The following is a 19,451-nucleotide window of genomic DNA, read 5'->3' as shown; positions in this document are numbered from 1 at the left end:
TCGATCGAATGCCGCTGAAGTACATGTCGCTGAAGTACTACGCCCCGCTGGCCGTGTCGCTGGTCGCAGCGCTGATCATCTTGTTCACGCCGGCGTCCGGTGTACCCAGCGGTTTCCAGCACAGCGACAAGATCATTCACTTTCTGTTGTTCGCGGCGCTGGCGTACTCGTCACGATTCGCCGGCATGACCACGCACGTGACCCTCGCCTGGACGGTCGGGTTCGCGGTGGTGTCGGAGATCCTCCAAGCTCTGCTTCCACTGGGGCGCAGCGGGTCGGCACTCGACGCGGTGTTCGACATCCTCGGCGTCGGCGCAGGCCTGCTGATCGCCGTCCGCGTCCTTCCGGCCCGGTCGGCTATACACTGAGCACACTGCTCCGGGGGTCCTCGGCTCGCACGCCACCTCCGGAAGGTTCACCATCACCTCGACGTCCGCTCCGCACGATATCTACCTCGTTCCTCCCGAGCAGGACTCGGACGAACCCGTCCTCGGCGCGTCGGCCGATACGACTGCACGCCTCACCGGCCGCGCGGACATCGTTCCGTTCGGCGGTCGTTTCGCACTGAAGATCACCTCGACGACGCCACACCAGGCGATGGTCGAGGATCTCCTGTTCGTTCGGGCCGTGCTCGACGACGCCGCGATCCCGTACCTCCTGGTGCGAGGAAACGACGAACGTCCGGTCATCGCCATCGACGATTCGCGTCGCGCTGCTCTTCGGGACGCTCTGGTGGCGGCATGCACCGCCGAGCCGTTCTACTGCAAGACCGTCGACGTCAAACGCGGCAAGGCGATGCTCGTCGCCGACGGAGGACTCGACGATTCGCCCAACGCACGGATCTTTCGGTTGTTCCGACCCCGCGCGGAACCGACGAGCGGGTTGAACTACGGCGCGTCCACCGCGGTACAGATCGAACTGTGGGACATATCTGCGTCGGAAATAGTTCTCCCGGTCGAGAACTCCCTGACCCGCCGAACGATCAAGCCCGAGGAAGCAGTACGCGGCACCGTCGACCGATTCGGCAAGACGTGGCCGACCATCGAGAACATGTTCGCCGACCACGCGTCCGACATCAATTTCGACATCGACATCGTGTTCTCCTGGGTCGACGGTTCGTCGGCGGAATTCCAGGCTCAACGCGCGAGGCGGATGCAGAACTACGTCGTCGGCGAGGGCGACGCGTCCGCCGCACGCTTCCGCCAGATCGACGAGTTGAAGTACGCCCTCCGGTCCATCCACATGTACGCGCCGTGGATCAGACGGATCTTCGTCGCGACGGACTCCGACAGGCCCTCCTGGCTCGCCGACGATCCACGCGTCACGTTCGTACCGAGCGAGGCATTCTTCGTCGACACCTCGGTGCTGCCCACGCACAATTCACAAGCCGTCGAATGCCAGTTGCACCACATCCCCGGGCTGTCCGAGCACTTCCTCTACTCCAACGACGACATGTTCTTCGGCCGACCCGTCGGCCCCCAGATGTTCTTCTCCCCCGGCGGCATCAGCATGTTCATCGAAGCCCCCATCCGAATCGGATTGGGCTACAACGACGCCGACCGGAGCGGATTCGAGAACGCCGCCCGCGTCAACCGTCGGCTCCTGCAGGACCGATTCGGCATGACGACCACCCGCCACCTCGAACACGCAGCGACCCCGTTGCGCAAGAGCGTCATGCAGGAGATGGAAAACGAGTTTCCCGACGAGTTCGCGTCCACCGCGGCCAGCGTGTTCCGTGCGAGCACCAACATCTCGGTGACGAACTCGCTCTACCACTACTACGCCCTGATGAGCGGCCGGGCCGTCGTGCAGCGCGACGCGAAAGTCACCTATATCGACACCACGGCCTACGCCGGTCTCCATCGGATGGAGTCGATGCTGCCCAAACGCGCTGTCGACTTCTTCTGTCTCAACGACGGCAGCTTCCCCGAGGTGGACCTCGAGGTTCGCACCCACCGCGTCACCGAGTTCCTCGACCGCTACTTCCCCATCGTCGCGCCGTGGGAGAGTTCGGCGCGGGCCGAGTGAACTAGACGTCCACTCGCGAGTGGCGGGTGGAGTCGGCAATCGTCACGCCCGCGCGGTCGAGCCGTCGTGCGACCTCGTCGGCCGAGACGTACTCGCCGACCGTGTCGTATGAGCCGATCGGCACCACCGAATGCACGACGGTGTCGTCGTAGACGTGCACCAGGTTGAACGCTTGCGCCCCGTCGCGGCCACGGATCGCGCCCGGCTCCACACTCAAGTCCTGGGTGTAACACGTCGCCGACGCCACCGACACCGGAATTCCGGCGAACGTCGCCGTCGTCGAATAATGCAGATGCCCGGCGATGATGGACCGAACATCGCTGCCGCGGACCACGTCGGCCAGCCTGTGCTGATCGAGCAGCTCGACGAGCACCGCCAGATCCAGCACCGTCGGCACCGGCGGGTGATGCATCGCGAGGATCGTCCCGAACTCGGCGGGAGTGGCGAGAACATCGGCGAGCCAATCCAACTGCGCGGCCGTCACTTCGCCGTGATGCGCGCCGGGCACCGTCGAATCGAGCGTGATCACGCGAAGGCCGTCGATGTCGTGGACACGATCGACCGACCCCGACGCGTGCTCCTGATCGAGCAGCCGCGATCGGAACGTCGCGCGGTCGTCGTGGTTTCCCATCGCCCACACGACCGTCGCACCCAAGGCGTCGGCGACGGGTTCGACGAGGCGGCGCAAGGTGTCGTACGCCCCCGGCTCCCCTCTGTCGGTCAGATCCCCCGTGAAGACGAACGCGTCGGGGCGAACACCGGACGCCTCGACGTCGGCGAGAAGGCGGGTCAACCTGGCAGTGCTGTCCACTGCGCCGTACAGATCTCCGTCGGCAACCAGATGGGTATCGCTGACGTGCAACAAGCAGTGATTCGGGCGTGGATACTCCGCCGTCCGAGCCTTCATCGGTAACTCGCTTCCGATCGGCCGTGGTGGGCACGCTGATCGCGTGGTCCTCTTCCTCAACCCTAGCCAAGACTCCGGAGGAAAATAGCGCGGGTACGTCACACCAACATGGAACGAACATCTGCCGGAAGTTCCGGCACCGGCGCAGTGGCCTAGATTTGGGTCCACTCCCTACGAGAGGATCCCGCCCATGAAGTTCACTCGATCCAAAGTCGCCGCTGCCACCGCGGCACTGGCAGCAAGCCTGCTGCTCGGCACAGGAACCGCAGCTGCGCAGGACCTGCCCACCGTCGTACTCGTCCACGGCGCCTTCGCCGACACCTCCAGCTGGGACGGCGTCGCAGCAGACCTACGCGCTCGGGGATACGACGTCGTCGTTCCGGACAACCCGCTCCGTGGGCCCGGCTACGACTCCGCAGCCGTCGAGAAGGTCGTGCAGGGCATCGACGGGCCCGTAGTGCTCGTCGGGCATTCCTATGGCGGCTCGGTCATCACCAACGTGCACGCGTCGAACGTGGAATCCCTGGTCTACGTCGCGGCCTTCGCACCCGCCGCGGGCGAACCCGCCGCGCTGGCACTCGACCCGTTCCGCTTCGGCCTGACATCGCTGCTGCCTCCCGTGCTCGGCCTCGGCATCGTCGACGACTCGACCAACATCCTCGGCAAGAACGTCGACGGCTACATCTCGCCGAATCTGTTCAAGCAGTACTTCGCTCCCGACGTCAGCGACGAGCAGGCGGCGAAGATGATCGCGAGCCAGAAGTCGATCGCGGCCACCGCGCTGATCGAACCGAGCGAACCGCCGTCCTGGGCGAACACCAAGAGCTACGCACTGATCCCTCAGCAGGACCAGATCATTCCGCCGGCCTCGGAGAAGTTCATGGCCGAGCGCGCAGGCGCGGAGATCACCGAGGTCCCGGGCTCGCACGCGATCCTCGTGTCCAACCCGGGTGCAGTCGTCGACCTGGTAGTGGACGCGTCCTGATTCCGCTGTGCGCGGAAATGTAGGCCAGGGCCTGCATTTCCGCGCACGTAGGGATCAGCGAGACAGAATGCGCAGGTGCTCGTCCGCACCGCCGAAAGTGTGCTCGATCGCCGTCAACCGCGACACGTAATGACCCACCGGGTACTCGGCGGTGACGCCGATACCACCGTGCAATTGGATCGCTTCCTGCCCGATCTTGCGCGACGACCGCGAGATCTGCAGCTTCGTGCGCGACGCCACCGTCTGATCGACCACGTCGTCGGCGAGGTTCATCGTCGCGTACAACGACATGCTGCGCGCCAGTTCGAGCAGCACATACATGTCCGCGGCGCGGAACGTGAGCGCCTGGAACTTGGCGAGCGGAACGCCGAACTGCTTGCGCTGCTTCAGATAATCGGTTGTCAGACGAAGCGCTTCCTCCATCGCGCCGACAGCCTCCGCTGCCAGTGCAGCCTGCGCCTTGACCTCGGCCGCGACGATCGCAGCACTCGCATCCGATCCGTCACCCAACGGTTCGGCCGCGACGTCGGTGAAGGACAGCTGCGCCGCCCTGCCACCGTCGTGAGTCACGTAACTCTTCCGCTCGAGTCCCGTTGCGTCGCCGTCGACCAGAAACAGTCCGGTCCCCCCACCCGGCAGCGCCGCGCTGACCACCACGACGTTTGCCGAACCGCCGTGCGGAACCGGATTCTTGACACCACTCAAGGACCAGGATCCACCGTCCTCCGTCGCTGCAACCTTCACCTCGACGTGTGGCCACCGACTTCCGGTTTCGTTGTGCGCGAACGCAAGCAACGTCGAACCTTCGGCAACTCCGGGTAACACACGCGTACGCTGATCGGCCGAACCGACCGCGGAGATCAGCCCACCGGGAAGGAGGACAGCGTCGAGAATCGGCTCCGGGGCGAGGCGTCGACCCACCTCGGTCATGACGGCCATGATCTCCACCGGACCCGCGTCCATGCCGCCGTCGTCCTCGCTGAAGCTCAGCCCGAGCAACCCGACCTCGGCCAACTGCTTCCACACGTTCGTCGACCAGCCCGGATCGGCCGCCACGATCTTGTTGCGCTTCTCGGTGTCGTACGCGCGGGTGAGGACCTCACGCGTGGTGTCGCGGAGAAGTTTCTGCTCTTCGTTCAGTTCGAAATCCATTGCCCTACCCTCACAGTCCGAGAATCGTCGACGCGATGATCTGCCGCTGAACTTCGTTGGAGCCACCGTAGATCGAGACCTTGCGGTAGTTCAGATACGTCGGAACCGCACGTTGTGCCCATCCGGGGCTCTCGATGCCATCGCCTGCCTCGTAGGGCAGCGAATCCGGCCCGGCAACGTCCATCAGCACCTCCGTCGCGGACTGCTGCAACTCCGAACCGCGTAGCTTCAGAATCGACGAGGCCGGATTCGGCTTGCCGTCAGCGGAACTCGACACCAACCGCAGCTGAGTCAGCTCCAATGCCAGAACCTCGTTTTCGAGCTCGGCGAACCGCGCCGCGAACAGCGGATCCTCGAGCAGCGTGCCGTCACCGACCTTCGTGTCCGCCGCGTACTCCTTCGCGCGCTCGAGCCGAACCTTGGTGTGCCCGACGCGCGCAACACCGGTCCGCTCGTTGCCGAGCAGGAACTTCGCGTAGCTCCAGCCCTGGTTCTCCTCGCCCACAAGGTTTTCCGCAGGAACGCGCACGTTCTCGAAGAACACTTCGTTCACCTCGACGCTGCCGTCGATCAGCTTGATCGGACGCACCGTGATGCCCGGCGTCTTCAGATCGATCAGCAGGAAGGAAATACCTGCCTGCTTCTTAGGGGCATCTGGATTGGTCCGCACCAGAGCGAAGATCCAATCGGCGTACTGCCCCAGCGTCGTCCACGTCTTCTGACCGTTGACGATGTAGTCGTCACCGTCACGCAGCGCCGTCGTCCGCAACGACGCGAGATCCGAACCTGCCTCCGGCTCGGAGAATCCCTGACACCACCAGATGTCGAGATTTGCAGTCTTCGGAAGGAACTTCTCCTTCTGCTCCTGCGAACCGAACGTCGCGATGACCGGCCCGACCATCGACGCATTGAAAGCGAGCGGCTCCGGGACCGATGCCAACTGCATCTCGTCGAGCCAGATGTGACGCTGTACTGCCGTCCAATCCCTGCCACCGAACTCGCTGGGCCAATGTGGAACCGCGAGCCCGTTGGCGTTCAGAATTTGCATCGTCGTCACCATGTCCTCACGGCTCAGTTCGATGCCCACCCTGTTCTTCTCGCGGATCTCCGCGGGAATCTCGGTGGTGAAGAACGTCCGCATCTCGTCGCGAAATGCGGCTTCCTCCTCTGTCAGGGCAAGATTCATAGGGGTGCCTCCGATATCGACCACGTCTGTCCTCTTCGACGGTACTCTGCGGTAACTGCGATAATCTCCCTTCACTATGACTTTTCTGGCGTTGGTCCGACACGGAGAAACCGACTGGAATCTTCACGGCCGTCTCCAGGGCAGTTCCGACATCCCGCTCAACGACACCGGGCGCGCACAGGCCCGCGAAGCCGTGTACGAACTGTCCGATCGTTCCTGGGACCTGCTGGTCTCCTCGCCTCTCTCACGTGCAGCAGAAACAGCCGACATCATCGGCTCACACCTGGGCATGTCCCGCACGGCGACCTACCCCGATCTCGCCGAGCGCCACTTCGGCGCCGCAGAAGGGTTCACCGACTACGACGCGTACTCCCACTGGCCGCACGGTATGTACCCCGGCCTCGAGCCACGACGCGACATGATCGTCCGAGGAGTGCGCGCCGTCGACGAGATCGCCGCCACACATCCCGAGTCGTCGGTCATCGCCGTCGCGCACGGCGGAGTCATCCGCGGCATTCTCGACGCCATCCGCGGCGTCACGTCCCCACGGATCCTCAACGCGGGCGTCTCGACGCTCGTGCACGACGGATCCGGATGGACCGTCGAGACTATCAACGGTGTCCCGACGACGAGGCTGTGGTGACATGCACATCGAGAAACGCATCGAAGAACTCGGATTCGTCCTCCCCGCCGAGGCGCAGGCACCTCCCGGATTCGAATTCAGCTTCGACTGGGCCAGAGTCCGCGGCAACCGCGTGTACGTATCCGGTCACTCACCGCAGCGTCCCGACGGCTCCCTCGCCGGCCCGTTCGGCGCGGTCCCGTCGGACATCTCCCTCGACGCGGCCACGGACGCGGCGCGAGACGCGGCTCTCGCGGTGTTGGCCAGCGTCCGTCGCGCTATCGGTGACCTCGACCGCGTCTCGGCCTGGCTGACCGTCTCCGGGATGGTGAACGCGGACCACGGCTTCACACAGACCACCACCGTGATCAACGGTTTCTCCGACGTCGTCCTGCAGGTGTTCGGCCCGGAGACCGGGGCACACGCCCGCAGCGCGATCGGCGTGGCCGCGCTACCGATGAACAATGCCGTGGTTGTCTCGGCGGAATTGGAAATCGACGGGTAGGTTTTTCCAGTGCACCGAAAAGCGCTCGCTCTACTGGCCGCGATAGTCGCTCTGCTCGCCGTGGCCGGCTGCGGATCGTCCGGTTCGGTTCTGGACAAGATCCGCGACGACGGCGTGATCGTTGTCGGCACCGAAGGGACCTACAGTCCGTTCAGCTTCCAAGGTTCCGACGGCCAACTGACCGGGTACGACATCGACGTCGTCAATGCCGTCGCCGGCGAACTCGGGGTCAGCGTCGAATTCGTGCAGACACCGTTCGATTCCATCTTCGCCGGCCTCGAATCGCAGCGCTTCGACCTGATCGCCAACCAGGTCACCATCAATCCCGAACGGCAGAGCGCGTACGACCTCTCCAAGCCGTACACCGTCTCCGAAGGCGAGATCCTCACCGCGGCGAACAACGCCTCCATCACCTCCGTCGCGGACCTCGCGGGCAAGACCACGGCCCAGTCGTCGACGAGCAACTGGGCCGAGGTGGCCGCCGACGCCGGTGCCGACGTGGAAGCCGTCGAAGGGTTCGTCCAAGCGGTCACCCTGGTGAAGGACGGCCGGGTCGACGCCACCGTCAACGACAGTCTCGCCGTCGCCGAATATCTGAAAGAGACCGGCGACACCGGTGTGAAGGTCGCCGCGCAGACCGGAGACACCAGCTACCAGGCGTTCGCCGCCCGCAAGGACAGCGGGTTGATGGACGACATCGACGCAGCGATCGACACCCTTCAAGCCGACGGCACACTCGACCGGATCTCCGAGAAGTACTTCGGCTCAGCCGTCGCAGCACCCACCGCGGACACGCAGGCACCGACCTCCGACGGCGCTGCGAGCGAACAGCAGTCGAAGTTCGATCTGATCCTCGACAACCTCTGGCCGATGCTGAAGGCCACCGTCACCATGACGATTCCGCTCACCGCCATCAGTTTCGTCGTCGGCCTCGTCATCGCCCTCGGCGTAGCGCTGGCGCGGATCTCGTCGAACAGGGCACTCTCGTCGGCCGCCCGGTTCTACGTCTCCATCATTCGCGGCACTCCCCTGCTGCTGCAACTGTTCATCGTGTTCTACGCGCTACCTCAGTTCGGCGTCGTGATCGATCCGTTCCCCGCCGCAGTGATCGCCTTCTCCCTCAACGTCGGCGGATACGCCGCGGAAGTCATCCGAGCCGCTATCCTCAGCGTTCCCAAGGGCCAGTGGGAAGCGTCGCAGACCATCGGCATGGGCTACCGGACCACGCTGCAGCGCATCATCCTTCCCCAAGCTCTGCGCACCGCGGTCCCCCCGCTGTCGAACACTCTGATCTCGCTGGTGAAGGACACCTCCCTGGCGTCGACGATCCTCGTGACCGAACTTCTGCGCGTCGCCCAGCTCGCCGCCGCACCCACCTTCGACTTCTTCGCCCTCTACAGCGTCGCCGCGCTCTACTACTGGGTGATCTGCATGATTCTCTCGTTCTTCCAAGGCAAACTCGAAGTCCGACTCGACAGGTACGTGGCCAAATGACAGATCTACTCGAAGTCGATTCTCTGCGAAAGTCGTTCGGTCCGGTCGACGTACTCAGCGACGTGTCCTTCTCGGTGCCGTCGGGAACGGTCACCGTCATCATCGGCCCGTCGGGCTCCGGCAAGACCACCGTATTGCGTGCACTGAACGCTCTCGATCCAGCGGACGCAGGCGTCGTCCGCATCGGTGAGGTGTCCGTGGATTTCGGTGCGCACCCCTCCGCGGCGGCACTGCGGGCATATCGCGCCCAGAGCGGAATGGTGTTCCAGCAACACAACCTCTTCCCACACAAGACGGTGCTGCAGAACATCATCGAAGGTCCGGTGATCGTGCAGAAACGCCCCCGCGCGGACGCCGAAGCCGACGCACACCGCCTGCTCGCGCAAGTCGGCCTCGACGCCAAATCCGACCAGTACCCGTTCCAGCTCTCCGGTGGCCAGCAGCAACGCGTCGGCATCGCGCGGGCGCTGGCCCTGAAACCGAAGCTGATGCTGTTCGACGAACCGACGTCGGCGCTGGACCCCGAACTCGTCGGCGAAGTCCTCACCGTCATCAAACAACTCGCGTCCGAGGGCTGGACGATGGTCATCGTGACCCACGAGATCCGGTTCGCCGAGCAGGTCGCCGACGAAGTGCTGTTCATCGAAGGCGGCGTCGTCGTCGAACGCGGAGCCCCGGCGGACGTACTGAAGAATCCCGCCGAGGCGCGAACAAGGCAGTTCCTCAGCCGCCTCCTTCTGTGACTAGAGGTGCGGAAGGACCTTGTCCAGAGTGATGGGAAGGTCGCGGACCCGCACACCCGTGGCGTGGAACACGGCGTTACCGATCGCTGCGGGTGACCCGACCGTACCGATCTCGCCGATCCCCTTGCCTCCCATGGGACTGAGCTCGTCGTCGTGCTCCTCGACCCAGGTCGCCTCGATATCGACGGGAATGTCCGCGCACACCGGAACGTGATACTCGGCGAAGTCGTGGTTGGAGAATCCGCCGAACTCCCGATCGGTGTTTCCGGCTTCCATCAACGCCATGCCGATCCCGAAGGTCATGCCGCCGAGAAGCTGTGACCGCGCGAGTCGCGGATTCATGACACGCCCGATCCCGAAGACGCCGAGCATTCGCCGGACCCGCACCTCACCGGTGTCGACGTCCACCTCGACCTCGGCGAACTGCGCACCGAACGCCATGCGCGCGAAGTCCTTTTGCGCTTCCAGGTCATCGGAAGTGTCGACGGTGACTTCGGCCGGGCCGGTCTTCGAGGCGAGTTCCGTGCACGCCTTCGTCACCGCCCACCCCCAGGATGACGTGCCCGACGACCCGCCCGCACCAGGGGCTTTCGGTAGCGCACTGTCACCCAGCTTCAGTTCCACGAGATCCGCCGACACACCGAGTGCGTCGGCGGCAATCTGTCGCAACACGGTTCGAGCGCCGGTACCGATGTCCGAAGCCGCGACGGACACCGTGACGGAGCCGTCCTCGGCCCGCGTCGCCGACGCCGTCGACGGGCTGATCAGCACCGGGTAACTCGCCGTGGCGACACCGCTACCGATGAGCTTGCGGCCTTCCCTGCGATGCCCCGGCCGCGGATCGCGCTCGGCCCACCCGAACCTCTCGGCTCCCTCACGGAGGCATTCGACGACGCTGCGCGAGGAGAACGGGTTGCCGCTCGCCGGGTCGACCTTCGGTTCGTTCAGAATTCTCAACTCGATCGGATCGATCCCGACCTCGTACGACAACTCGTCGATCGCCGTTTCCACTGCGAACATCCCAGGCGCTTCACCGGGTGCGCGCATCCAGCGCGGCGTCGGAACATCCAACACCGCGAGTCGGTGCGTGGTGCGACGGTTGGGTGAGGCGTAGATGTGCCGCGACGACTCCGCAGTCTGCTCGCAGAATTCGAAGATCTGCGACGTCTGTTGGAACGTGTCGTGCGCCAACGCCGCGAGAGTGCCGTCGGCGGATGCGCCGAGTTGCACATGGTTGATCGTCGGCGTGCGGTAGCCGACGAGATCGAACAGCGCCTGCCTCGGAAGAGCGAGCTTGACCGTTCGACCGGTGGCGCGCGCCGCCATGGCGGCCAGCACCGCATTCGGTCGGGTGCTGCCCTTGGCGCCGAACCCGCCACCGACGTTCTCGGCGACGACCCGAACATTCGACGGATCCAGACCGAACACCGTCGCGAGATCACCCTGGACTCCGGAAGGAGCCTGCGTCGAATCCCACACCGTCAGGACACCATCCGACCACTGCGCTGTCGTCGCGTGCGGTTCCATCGGACTGTTGTGCATGGGAGCCGTCGTGTACCAGCGGTCGACGACGTGGGCCGCGGACGCCAACGCCGAGTCCGGATCGCCCACGGTCACGTCGGTCGGAAACCCCGCGTTGACCGTCTCCGGTGCGTAGATGGACTCGTGGTCCGTCGTCAGCTCGTTGTCGGGCCGCGACTCGTCCGCGTACGTCACCCGAACTTGTGCGGCGGCGTCGCGTGCGGCCTCCAACGAGTCGGCCACCACGGCGGCGACGATCTGCCCGCGGTAGGCGACTCGATCGGACTGCAGCACAGCCAGTTCGGTATCCTCGATCTCGTCCAGCTTTTCGGCGTTTCCGTGCCACAACAGCGTGACGCCGTCCGGCGCGGTCACCTGGGTGACGCGACCCGTGGGAACCTCCGCCGGGACGTACCAGCAGTAGGCCGGAGCCGTCTCCGCCCGCTGCTCGACGGCGTACCGTGCCCGCCCGGTCACCTTGGCGACACTTTCCGTCCGCGGGATCGACTGCCCTACCGATGTAGTTGTCATTCCTGCACACTCCTGGCTGCCAGATCGGTCAGAGCCTCGGTCACGAGATTGCGTACCAACGGAATCTTGAAGCCGTTGTCACGCAGCGGCACCGCAGCCTTCAATTCCAAGTCGATCGCTTCACGGAACGCCTCGTGCTTCGCCGATCTGCCCAGTAGTTCACCCTCGGCGGTGATCGCACGCCACGGCTTGTGGGCGACTCCTCCGAGGGCGACGCGCGCCTCGGTGACCTGACCGTCCTCCACTCGAAGGACCGCGGCCACCGATGCGAGAGCGAATGCGTAGGACGCGCGGTCACGCACCTTGCGATACAACGACACCGTGCCGTCCGGCAACGCAGGAATGTCGATGGAGGTGACGATCTCGTCGTGGCCGATGGTCGTGTCCAGATCGGGATCGTGCCCGGGTAGCCGGTACAGCTCCCCGATCGGCACACGATGGGCCCCGTGCGGGCCGTGAATGTTCACCACCGCATCCAGCGCGGTCAAGGCCACTGCCATGTCCGACGGATGCGTCGCGACGCAGTGATCCGACGCCCCCAGGATGGCGAGATTACGATGATCACCCGCGATTGCCGGGCAGCCGGAACCGGGGTCGCGTTTGTTGCACGGCTTGGAGGTGTCCATGAAGTAGACACACCTCGTGCGCTGGAACAGATTGCCTCCGACGGTGGCCATGTTGCGGAGCTGACCGGACGCGCCGGACAGCACTGCGCGCGACAACACGGGATAGCGCGAGCGAACCACAGGATGCACGGCAAGATCACTGTTGCTCACCGCAGCCCCGACTCGAAGTGAACCATCGTCCTGGATGTCGATCTCGCCGAGCGGCAGCCTCGTCACGTCGATGAGCGACGACGGCTGCGCCGCACCGAGTTTCATGAGATCGACCAGATTGGTTCCGCCACCGAGAAGCGCGGAGTCCGGGTCCGACGCGAGCCGATTCACCGCGTCCGCGACGTCGGTGGCGACGTCGTACGTGAACGTCTTCATTCGCTTGCCTCCATGACTGCGGGCACGATGTTGGCGTAGGCACCGCAGCGGCACAGATTGCCGGACATCCGTTCGCGGACTTCCTCGCGGGTCAGGCGCGGGTGATCGTCCTCGGTGACCGCGCTCGGCCAGCCTTGCTTCGCTTCCTCGATGACAGCGACGGCAGAACAGATCTGCCCGGACGTGCAATATCCGCACTGGAAGGCATCGTTGTCGACGAAGGCCTGCTGTACGGGATGAAGAGTGTCGCCGTCGGCGAGGCCCTCCACCGTCACCACGTCGCGGCCCTGGTAGCCGACCGCGAGGGCGAGGCAACTGTTGATACGGCGGCCGTCGACGAGCACGGTGCACGCACCGCACTGGCCGTGATCGCACCCCTTCTTCGCGCCGATGAGGTCGAGGTGTTCTCGGAGCGCGTCGAGCAGAGTCGTCCGCACGTCGCAGTCGAATTCGTGGTCGGTGCCGTTCACGCGCAGCGTCACTCTGGTCATGCGTTCGCAATTACCCGCGACCGTAGAACTCTCAAACATAGTGCCGCACAAGGAAGGCCAGGCTAACCTCCCTCTCTATGTGAGTAGATCTATGTGAACCCGAGAATCTCCTCACCCCACGCTCGACGAAGTTCGCGATCGGGATCGTCGACCTCCGTGTCGTGCTTGTCGATCAACAGGGTCGTCCGGGTCGCCTCGTCGTACGGAGCCCACGGATCGCGCCCGTACGCGAAATCGACCCAGCGGCGCCGGACACGCTCGCCTACCTCCTCCGCGGTGCGTCGGCCACCCAGCTTGAACGTCGGATCCTTGGGAACGACGCCGAAGTTGCCGAACACGTAGGGCACCTCGGTGCCGTGCATCGCGCCCAGCCTGGTGATCTTCAGGAACGGAGTCGCCTGATCGAAGCGGTACAGGAACGTGCGCGCTCGACGACTGTGCGCCTCCGCGACCCAGAGAGTCGGCATCCGGAACGCGGCATCGCGCGAGATCTCCAGCGCCGACTTCTTCTTGGGATGACCCGGGTAGGCCGACGCAACCTCCACTTCCTCGTCGGCCCTCATCTCAGGATGATCCGCGGCGATGGCCAGGAACATCTCGTGCACCTTGTCCGGGGTGATCGGCATCAGCGGCGACTTCATCAGCTTGAACATCGACGACTCGTCGTGATTGGTCCCGATCAGCAATGGGACCGCATGCTGGTAGCCCTTCTGAAAAGCCGCGACCGGGTAGTGCGGAACCAGATCCCTGTCGACGACAGGAGCAAGCGCCAACGTTCCCGGCACTTTCGCCGGGATCTCCTGCACCAACTCGCCCGTCGCTCGCACGATGTCCCCGACATCGAGCCCCCGTAGTCCCGACGCCTCCACCCCCACGAGTTCCAGGAAACGCTCCGCGATGGACGACGCCCTCTGCGCCCCGTACACCGATGTCGCCGGGGAACTCTCCGCGATCACCCGGTGGAACAGTCCGGCAGCCGCAGGCGAGACCATCAAAGTGGTGACCGACCCACCGCCCGCCGACTCCCCGAACAACGTCACCTGCGACGGATCACCGCCGAAGCCCGCAATGTTGTCCCGCACCCATTCCAGAGCCGCGATCTGATCACGCAGACCGACGTTGGAATCGAAATCCCCGAACGCCGAGAAATCCAGAAACCCCAGCGCACCGAGACGGTAACCCACCGTCACCAGCACCACCTGCCCCTCGGTGACCAGCTTTCTGCCGTCGTACACCCGTTGCGCGGAATTGCCCAGGTAGTACGCGCCGCCGTGAATCCACACCATCACCGGCAAGCCTCGGGCGCCGGCCGGGCTCCACACGTTCAGCGTCAGGCAGTCCTCGCCGACGGTCAGGCCCGGGTCGATCGGCAGGGGGCCGTGCTGGGTCTGCGGCGCGATGTGCCCGAACTCGGTCGCGTCACGCACGCCCGCCCACGCCGCAGGCCTGCGCGGTGCCCGCAGCCGCAGGTCCCCCACTGGAGGTGCCGCATACGGCACGCCCTTCCACACCGCCACACCGTCGTCGACGATTCCCTGCACCTGCCCATACAGCGTCTGCGCGATCACCGACTCATGATCCCCCGCCGACGGTTCGTAGTCCCGGCAAGTCCATCGAATTCCCTCGGTCGGGACCATCTGCCGGTGCACACGAGAAAACCCCCACCCGACGTTCGGGTGGGGGTTTTGTCATGTGCTCGTGTCAGTCCCGGGGACGACGGCCCTTGAACTTGCCGCCGCCGCGGGGACCACCGCGACCGCCGGGAGGGCCCGAGTCCGGCTGAAGCTGGATCAGCACACCGCTGATCCTGGTGCGCCGCAACGCTTCGACCGTCTCGTCGGCGAGGTCGGCCGGCAGTTCGACGAGCGAGTGATCGGGACGGATGCTGATGTGCCCGAAGTCCGAGCGCCGGAGCCCACCCTCGTTGGCGATGGCTCCGACGATGGCGCCGGGAGCAACATGATGACGCTTACCGACGGCGATGCGGTACGTCGCCATAGCCTGGCCGGTCTTGCGGTGGTGCGAGCTCGCGGCATCGTCGTCGAACGTCCGCGCCGGCCGCGGTTCACGCTTCTCGCGAGGTGCGCGCGGCGGCGCCGGTGGCTCGGGCTTGAGCAGGAACTCCTCGCCGTCACGGGACTGAACGGCCAGAGCCGCTGCGATGTCGGCCAACGGGACGTCGTGCTCCCGCTCGTAATCCTCGATGAGCTTGCGGAACAAACTCAGGTTCGGCGAGTTCAGGCTCTCGGTGATGGAGTCGCCGAACTTGGTGACACGTTGGGCGTTGACGTCGTCGACGCTCGGCAACTGGATCTCGGTGATCGGCTGACGCGTCGCGCGTTCGATCGCCTTGAGCAGGTGACGCTCCCGCGGTGCGACGAACAGCAGTGCCTCGCCCGCACGTCCCGCTCGCCCGGTACGACCGATGCGGTGCACGTAGGACTCGGTGTCGTGCGGGATGTCGTAGTTGATGACGTGCGAGATTCGATCGACGTCCAGTCCGCGGGCCGCGACATCGGTAGCGACCAGAACGTCGATGGTGCCGTTCTTGAGCTGACCGATGGTGCGTTCACGCTGAGCCTGAACGATGTCGCCGTTGATGGCCGCCGCCGAGAAGCCCCTGGCCCGCAGTTTCTCCGCGAGTTCCTCGGTGGCCTGCTTGGTGCGGACGAACATGATCATCGCCTCGAACTCCTCGACCTCGAAGATCCGAGTGAGTGCCTCGAGCTTGCGCTGGTGCGCCACCTGGACGTACCGCTGCGTGATGTTCGGTGCCGTCGACGTCTTGGTCTTGACGGTGATCTCGACCGGGTCGTGCAGATACTGCTTGGAGATCTTGCGAATGGCGGGCGGCATCGTCGCGGAGAACAGCGCGACCTGCTTGTACTCGGGAGTGTCCGAGAGAATCCGCTCGACGTCCTCCTGGAATCCCATCTTGAGCATCTCGTCGGCCTCGTCGAGCACCAGGTACTCGAGATGCGACAGATCCAGGGTGCCCTTCTCCAGGTGGTCGATGACACGACCGGGAGTTCCGACGATGATCTGCGCGCCCTTGCGCAACCCGGACAGCTGGATCCCGTAGGCCTGGCCGCCGTAGATCGGAAGAATGTGCAGACCGGGAATGTTGGCCGCGTACTTGCCGAACGCCTCGGCCACCTGCAACGCCAGCTCACGCGTCGGGGCCAGGACGAGCGCCTGCGGAACACGACGCTCGACATCGAGGCGCGACAGGATCGGCACGGCGAACGCAGCTGTCTTGCCGGTGCCGGTCTGCGCGAGTCCGACGACGTCGCTGCCGTTCATCAGCGGCGGAATCGTCGCCGCCTGAATCGGCGACGGGCTCTCGTAACCCACGGCATGCAGAGCCTTCAGCACACGTTCGTCGATGCCCAGATCAGCGAACGTAGTGGTGGGAGACTCGGAAGAAGGGGACTCGGCGGAGGGGGTCGCTTCTGAGGACGCCGATGCCGACGCGCTCGAAGTGGACTCGTCAGTCGTCACAGCGGCATCCTGATTCGGCAGTGTTGAACAAGTACTCGATTGTGCTCATATACAGCCGAGCTTAGTCCCTGTCACGGACTCGGACGGACGAGTGCCGCAAATCAGCGGTCGACCCCGAGGTTCCTGCCACCGGTATCACCAGTGCGGTGGTGACCGAGGCGACACTCGCTGTCGAAATCGACGGCCGCAACAGTTATTGTGCACTGCGAGTCACACCTAACTCCACACGACTGGTCGGAAAAATTCGCAAACCGGACACCCTCGGTAGTGCAACACGGCCCCGAATGTGATGAAATGCACACCTGTTACGTCATTTTCCCGGAGGGGTCCTACAGTGCGCGAATATTCTGTGCCGGCGTCATTCACCATTCCCGACGATGCTTCGATGGCCGATACCGTTTTCCGGTACGAGAAGGAGTCCCCGAACCTCGTACCGTTCCAGCGTCTCGTCGGCGGAACCTGGACCGATGTCACCGCAGCGCAGTTCGCCAAGGAGGTCAAAGCCGTCGCCAAGGGCCTGATCGCCTCCGGCGTCGAGTTGGGTGACCGCGTCGCGATCCTGTCGGCAACCCGCTACGAGTGGGTCGTCCTCGACTACGCCATCTGGACCGCAGGCGGCTGCACCGTCGCGATCTACGAAACCTCCTCCGCCGACCAGGCCCAGTGGATTCTCGAGGACTCGGCAACCAAATTGTTGATCCTCGAGACTCCCGCGCACGCCGAGGCGCTGAAAGAGGTCACCGAAGGCGCTGCCGAACTGCGCGAGGTGCTGCAGATCGACGCAGGCGCCATCGACGAGCTGAGCACCCGCGGTGCGGGCGTCAGCGACGAGGATCTGGACACCAGGCGCCACCAGGTGAAAGCGTCGGCTCCCGCAACGCTGATCTACACCTCCGGCACGACCGGGCGACCCAAGGGTGTTCAGCTCACCCACGCCAACTTCTACGCCGAGGTGCAGGCCACGCAACTGGCCCTGCACGATTCGATGAAGGAGGGCAACCGAACACTGATGTTCATCCCGATGGCGCACGTGTTCGCGCGTGCCGTGTCCTTCGGCGCCTTCGAGTCGAAGGCGACCGTCGGGCACACCTCGGACATCTCGACACTTCTGGATCAGTTCGCCGAGTTCAAGCCGGACTTCATCCTGTCCGTCCCTCGCGTGTTCGAGAAGGTCTACAACTCGGCCAAGCAGAAGGCACACGACGGCGGCAAGGGCGGCATCTTCGACAAGGCTGCGGCCACCGCCATCGAGTGGAGCGAAGCCAAGGACAAGGGCGGCGCAGGACTGCTCCTGAACATCAAGCACACCGTGTTCGACAAGCTCGTCTACTCCAAGCTGCGCGCAGCACTCGGAGGCAACTGCGACCGCGCGATCTCCGGCGGCGCTCCCCTCGGCGCACGCCTCGGTCACTTCTTCCGCGGCGTGGGCATCCCCGTCTACGAGGGCTACGGCCTCACCGAGACCAGCGCGGCCATCACCGTCAACACCACCGCCGAGCAGCGCATCGGTAGTGTCGGCAAGCCGCTGAACGGACACGCCGCCAAGATCGCCGAGGACGGCGAACTGCTGCTCAAGGGCCCGGTGGTCTTCGGTGGCTACTGGCACAACGAGAAGGCGACAGCGGAATCGATCGTCGACGGGTGGTTCCACACCGGCGACCTCGGCGCCATCGACCAGGACGGATACGTCTCCATCACCGGCCGCAAGAAGGAAATCATCGTCACGGCCGGCGGCAAGAACGTCGCACCTGCCGTGCTCGAAGATGCTCTGCGCGCGCACGCGCTGATCAGCCAGACCCTCGTCGTCGGAGACGCCAAGCCGTTCATCGGCGCGCTTCTCACCCTCGACCCCGAAGCCCTGCCCGGGTGGAAGGAACGGCACAACCTCACCGACATCTCGTTCGAGGACCTGAAGAAGCACCCCGATTTGGTCGCCGAGATCGACAAGGCCGTCGCCGACGCCAACAAGAAGGTGTCCAACGCCGAGCAGATCAAGAAGTACAAGATTCTCGAGCACGACTTCACCGTCGAATCGGGAGAACTCACCCCGACGATGAAGCTCAAGCGCAACATCATCCACCAGGAGCGCGGATCGGAGATCGAGTCGATCTACGCCAAGTAGACAGTTGCTGCGTGTGGCGGGCGGACCCGGACCGGGCCGCCCGTCACACGTGTGTCAGGAGGAATTCCGCGGCTTCGAGCGAGACCGTCCGGTGAACCTTCTCGTGCAGTAGATCGTGGCCCGCGTCCTCGAATTCACGAAGGCGGGCGCCCGGCACGTTCGGGATCCACGACCGGACTGCGTCGATGGGCGCCATGCGGTCGTCGACACCGTGCATCGCCAGCAGCGGCAAGGTGGAGTCACTCAGATCGGTCGGCTTACCCGTCGTCGACTTGGGAGTTCCGCACAGCACGACCGACGCGAAACCGTCCGAATTCTTTCCGAGTGCAGAGATCGCCGTCGCAGCACCGAGCGAGTGCCCCATCAACGCGACGGGAACACCCGAACGCTCCGAGCGGGCGATGTCCGCGAGCTGCAGAGCATTGTCGGCGAGACCGGTGATCTGCGACGCGTCCGACAGCTCGCCCTCGGTCAGCCCGTGACCGACATGATCGACCGCCCACACGTCGATGCTCTCGGTGTTCATGACGCGCGCGAACCGATGATAATTGCCGCTGTTCTGGCCCAAGCCGTGCAGAAACACCAGTACGAGACGGGGATGCGGCGTGGTCCAAGACCGATAGTGCACGGCCCCGGTGACTCCTTCGAAGAACGGCATTCGACTATTTTGC

General features: G+C 64.7%; 17 protein-coding genes. 8 read left to right on the top strand and 9 right to left on the bottom strand.

All coding sequences use genetic code 11. The annotated features are described in order from the left end of the window. Positions 1-8: 8 nt before the first annotated feature. On the top strand, positions 9-368 hold the full coding sequence (locus tag CH293_RS17555; protein WP_094713714.1) for a VanZ family protein: 360 nt from the start codon (positions 9-11) through the stop codon (positions 366-368). 229 nt (positions 369-597) lie between these two features. Continuing rightward, entirely contained in the window at positions 598-2,028 is a 1,431-nt protein-coding gene (locus CH293_RS17550) for a stealth family protein (protein WP_094720938.1), read from the top strand. 1 nt (position 2,029) lies between these two features. Here the strand turns inward: CH293_RS17550 and CH293_RS17545 are convergent, their stop codons facing one another. Further along, complete coding sequence (locus CH293_RS17545) at positions 2,030-2,935, bottom strand: phosphodiesterase (protein ID WP_094653401.1); 906 nt, start codon at positions 2,933-2,935, stop codon at positions 2,030-2,032. Between the two features lie 190 nt (positions 2,936-3,125). Here CH293_RS17545 and CH293_RS17540 point away from each other — a divergent pair, with 190 nt between their 5' ends. Continuing rightward, positions 3,126-3,920: an alpha/beta fold hydrolase gene (locus CH293_RS17540; RefSeq protein ID WP_037106295.1), complete on the top strand. Its 795-nt coding sequence runs from the start codon at positions 3,126-3,128 to the stop codon at positions 3,918-3,920. A 54-nt stretch (positions 3,921-3,974) separates the two neighbouring features. Here the strand turns inward: CH293_RS17540 and CH293_RS17535 are convergent, their stop codons facing one another. Continuing rightward, entirely contained in the window at positions 3,975-5,072 is a 1,098-nt protein-coding gene (locus CH293_RS17535; protein ID WP_094720937.1) for an acyl-CoA dehydrogenase family protein, read from the bottom strand. A gap of 10 nt (positions 5,073-5,082) precedes the next feature. Further along, positions 5,083-6,258 carry an acyl-CoA dehydrogenase family protein gene (locus tag CH293_RS17530; protein WP_094720936.1) on the bottom strand — a complete coding sequence of 392 codons (1,176 nt, stop codon included), beginning with the start codon at positions 6,256-6,258 and terminating at the stop codon, positions 5,083-5,085. A 76-nt stretch (positions 6,259-6,334) separates the two neighbouring features. On the opposite strand from CH293_RS17530, the gene CH293_RS17525 reads away from it, so the two are divergent. The 4 genes from CH293_RS17525 to CH293_RS17510 are packed head-to-tail and all read left to right on the top strand — an operon-like array spanning position 6,335 to position 9,622. Then, a complete protein-coding gene (locus tag CH293_RS17525) occupies positions 6,335-6,901 on the top strand; it encodes a histidine phosphatase family protein (protein ID WP_037106286.1) in 567 nt (188 codons plus the stop codon). Position 6,902: 1 nt separating this feature from the next. Continuing rightward, entirely contained in the window at positions 6,903-7,385 is a 483-nt protein-coding gene (locus tag CH293_RS17520; protein WP_094720935.1) for a RidA family protein, read from the top strand. A 9-nt stretch (positions 7,386-7,394) separates the two neighbouring features. Next, on the top strand, positions 7,395-8,879 hold the full coding sequence (locus tag CH293_RS17515; protein WP_094720934.1) for an ABC transporter permease subunit: 1,485 nt from the start codon (positions 7,395-7,397) through the stop codon (positions 8,877-8,879). Then, complete coding sequence (locus CH293_RS17510; RefSeq protein ID WP_094720933.1) at positions 8,876-9,622, top strand: amino acid ABC transporter ATP-binding protein; 747 nt, start codon at positions 8,876-8,878, stop codon at positions 9,620-9,622. Before CH293_RS17515 ends, CH293_RS17510 begins: the two co-directional genes overlap by 4 nt. Here CH293_RS17510 and CH293_RS17505 read toward each other — a convergent pair whose 3' ends face one another. From CH293_RS17505 to CH293_RS17485, 5 genes are all read right to left on the bottom strand, one after another. Next, positions 9,623-11,674 carry a xanthine dehydrogenase family protein molybdopterin-binding subunit gene (locus CH293_RS17505; protein WP_094720932.1) on the bottom strand — a complete coding sequence of 684 codons (2,052 nt, stop codon included), beginning with the start codon at positions 11,672-11,674 and terminating at the stop codon, positions 9,623-9,625. Then, positions 11,671-12,666, bottom strand: a complete 996-nt coding sequence (locus tag CH293_RS17500; protein WP_037106276.1) for a xanthine dehydrogenase family protein subunit M — start codon at positions 12,664-12,666, stop codon at positions 11,671-11,673. The genes CH293_RS17505 and CH293_RS17500 overlap by 4 nt, the downstream gene beginning before the upstream one ends. Continuing rightward, the gene (locus tag CH293_RS17495; RefSeq protein WP_037106272.1) at positions 12,663-13,157 is read right to left on the bottom strand and encodes a 2Fe-2S iron-sulfur cluster-binding protein; all 495 of its coding nucleotides are present in this window, start codon (positions 13,155-13,157) and stop codon (positions 12,663-12,665) included. Before CH293_RS17495 ends, CH293_RS17500 begins: the two co-directional genes overlap by 4 nt. A gap of 89 nt (positions 13,158-13,246) precedes the next feature. Further along, positions 13,247-14,725: a carboxylesterase/lipase family protein gene (locus CH293_RS17490; RefSeq protein WP_094720962.1), complete on the bottom strand. Its 1,479-nt coding sequence runs from the start codon at positions 14,723-14,725 to the stop codon at positions 13,247-13,249. Between the two features lie 133 nt (positions 14,726-14,858). Next, a complete protein-coding gene (locus tag CH293_RS17485; protein ID WP_170945279.1) occupies positions 14,859-16,550 on the bottom strand; it encodes a DEAD/DEAH box helicase in 1,692 nt (563 codons plus the stop codon). A 442-nt stretch (positions 16,551-16,992) separates the two neighbouring features. Here CH293_RS17485 and CH293_RS17480 point away from each other — a divergent pair, with 442 nt between their 5' ends. Further along, positions 16,993-18,780: a long-chain fatty acid--CoA ligase gene (locus CH293_RS17480; protein ID WP_176460040.1), complete on the top strand. Its 1,788-nt coding sequence runs from the start codon at positions 16,993-16,995 to the stop codon at positions 18,778-18,780. Positions 18,781-18,823: 43 nt separating this feature from the next. Here the strand turns inward: CH293_RS17480 and CH293_RS17475 are convergent, their stop codons facing one another. After that, complete coding sequence (locus CH293_RS17475) at positions 18,824-19,438, bottom strand: alpha/beta hydrolase (protein ID WP_037106262.1); 615 nt, start codon at positions 19,436-19,438, stop codon at positions 18,824-18,826. Between the last annotated feature and the right edge of the window lie 13 nt (positions 19,439-19,451).

It is taken from the genome of Rhodococcus sp. 14-2470-1b, assembly GCF_002259415.1.
Lineage (GTDB): Bacteria > Actinomycetota > Actinomycetes > Mycobacteriales > Mycobacteriaceae > Rhodococcoides.
The sequence above is the reverse complement of the archived record's forward strand: the minus strand, read 5'-3'. Positions and strand labels throughout refer to the sequence as shown.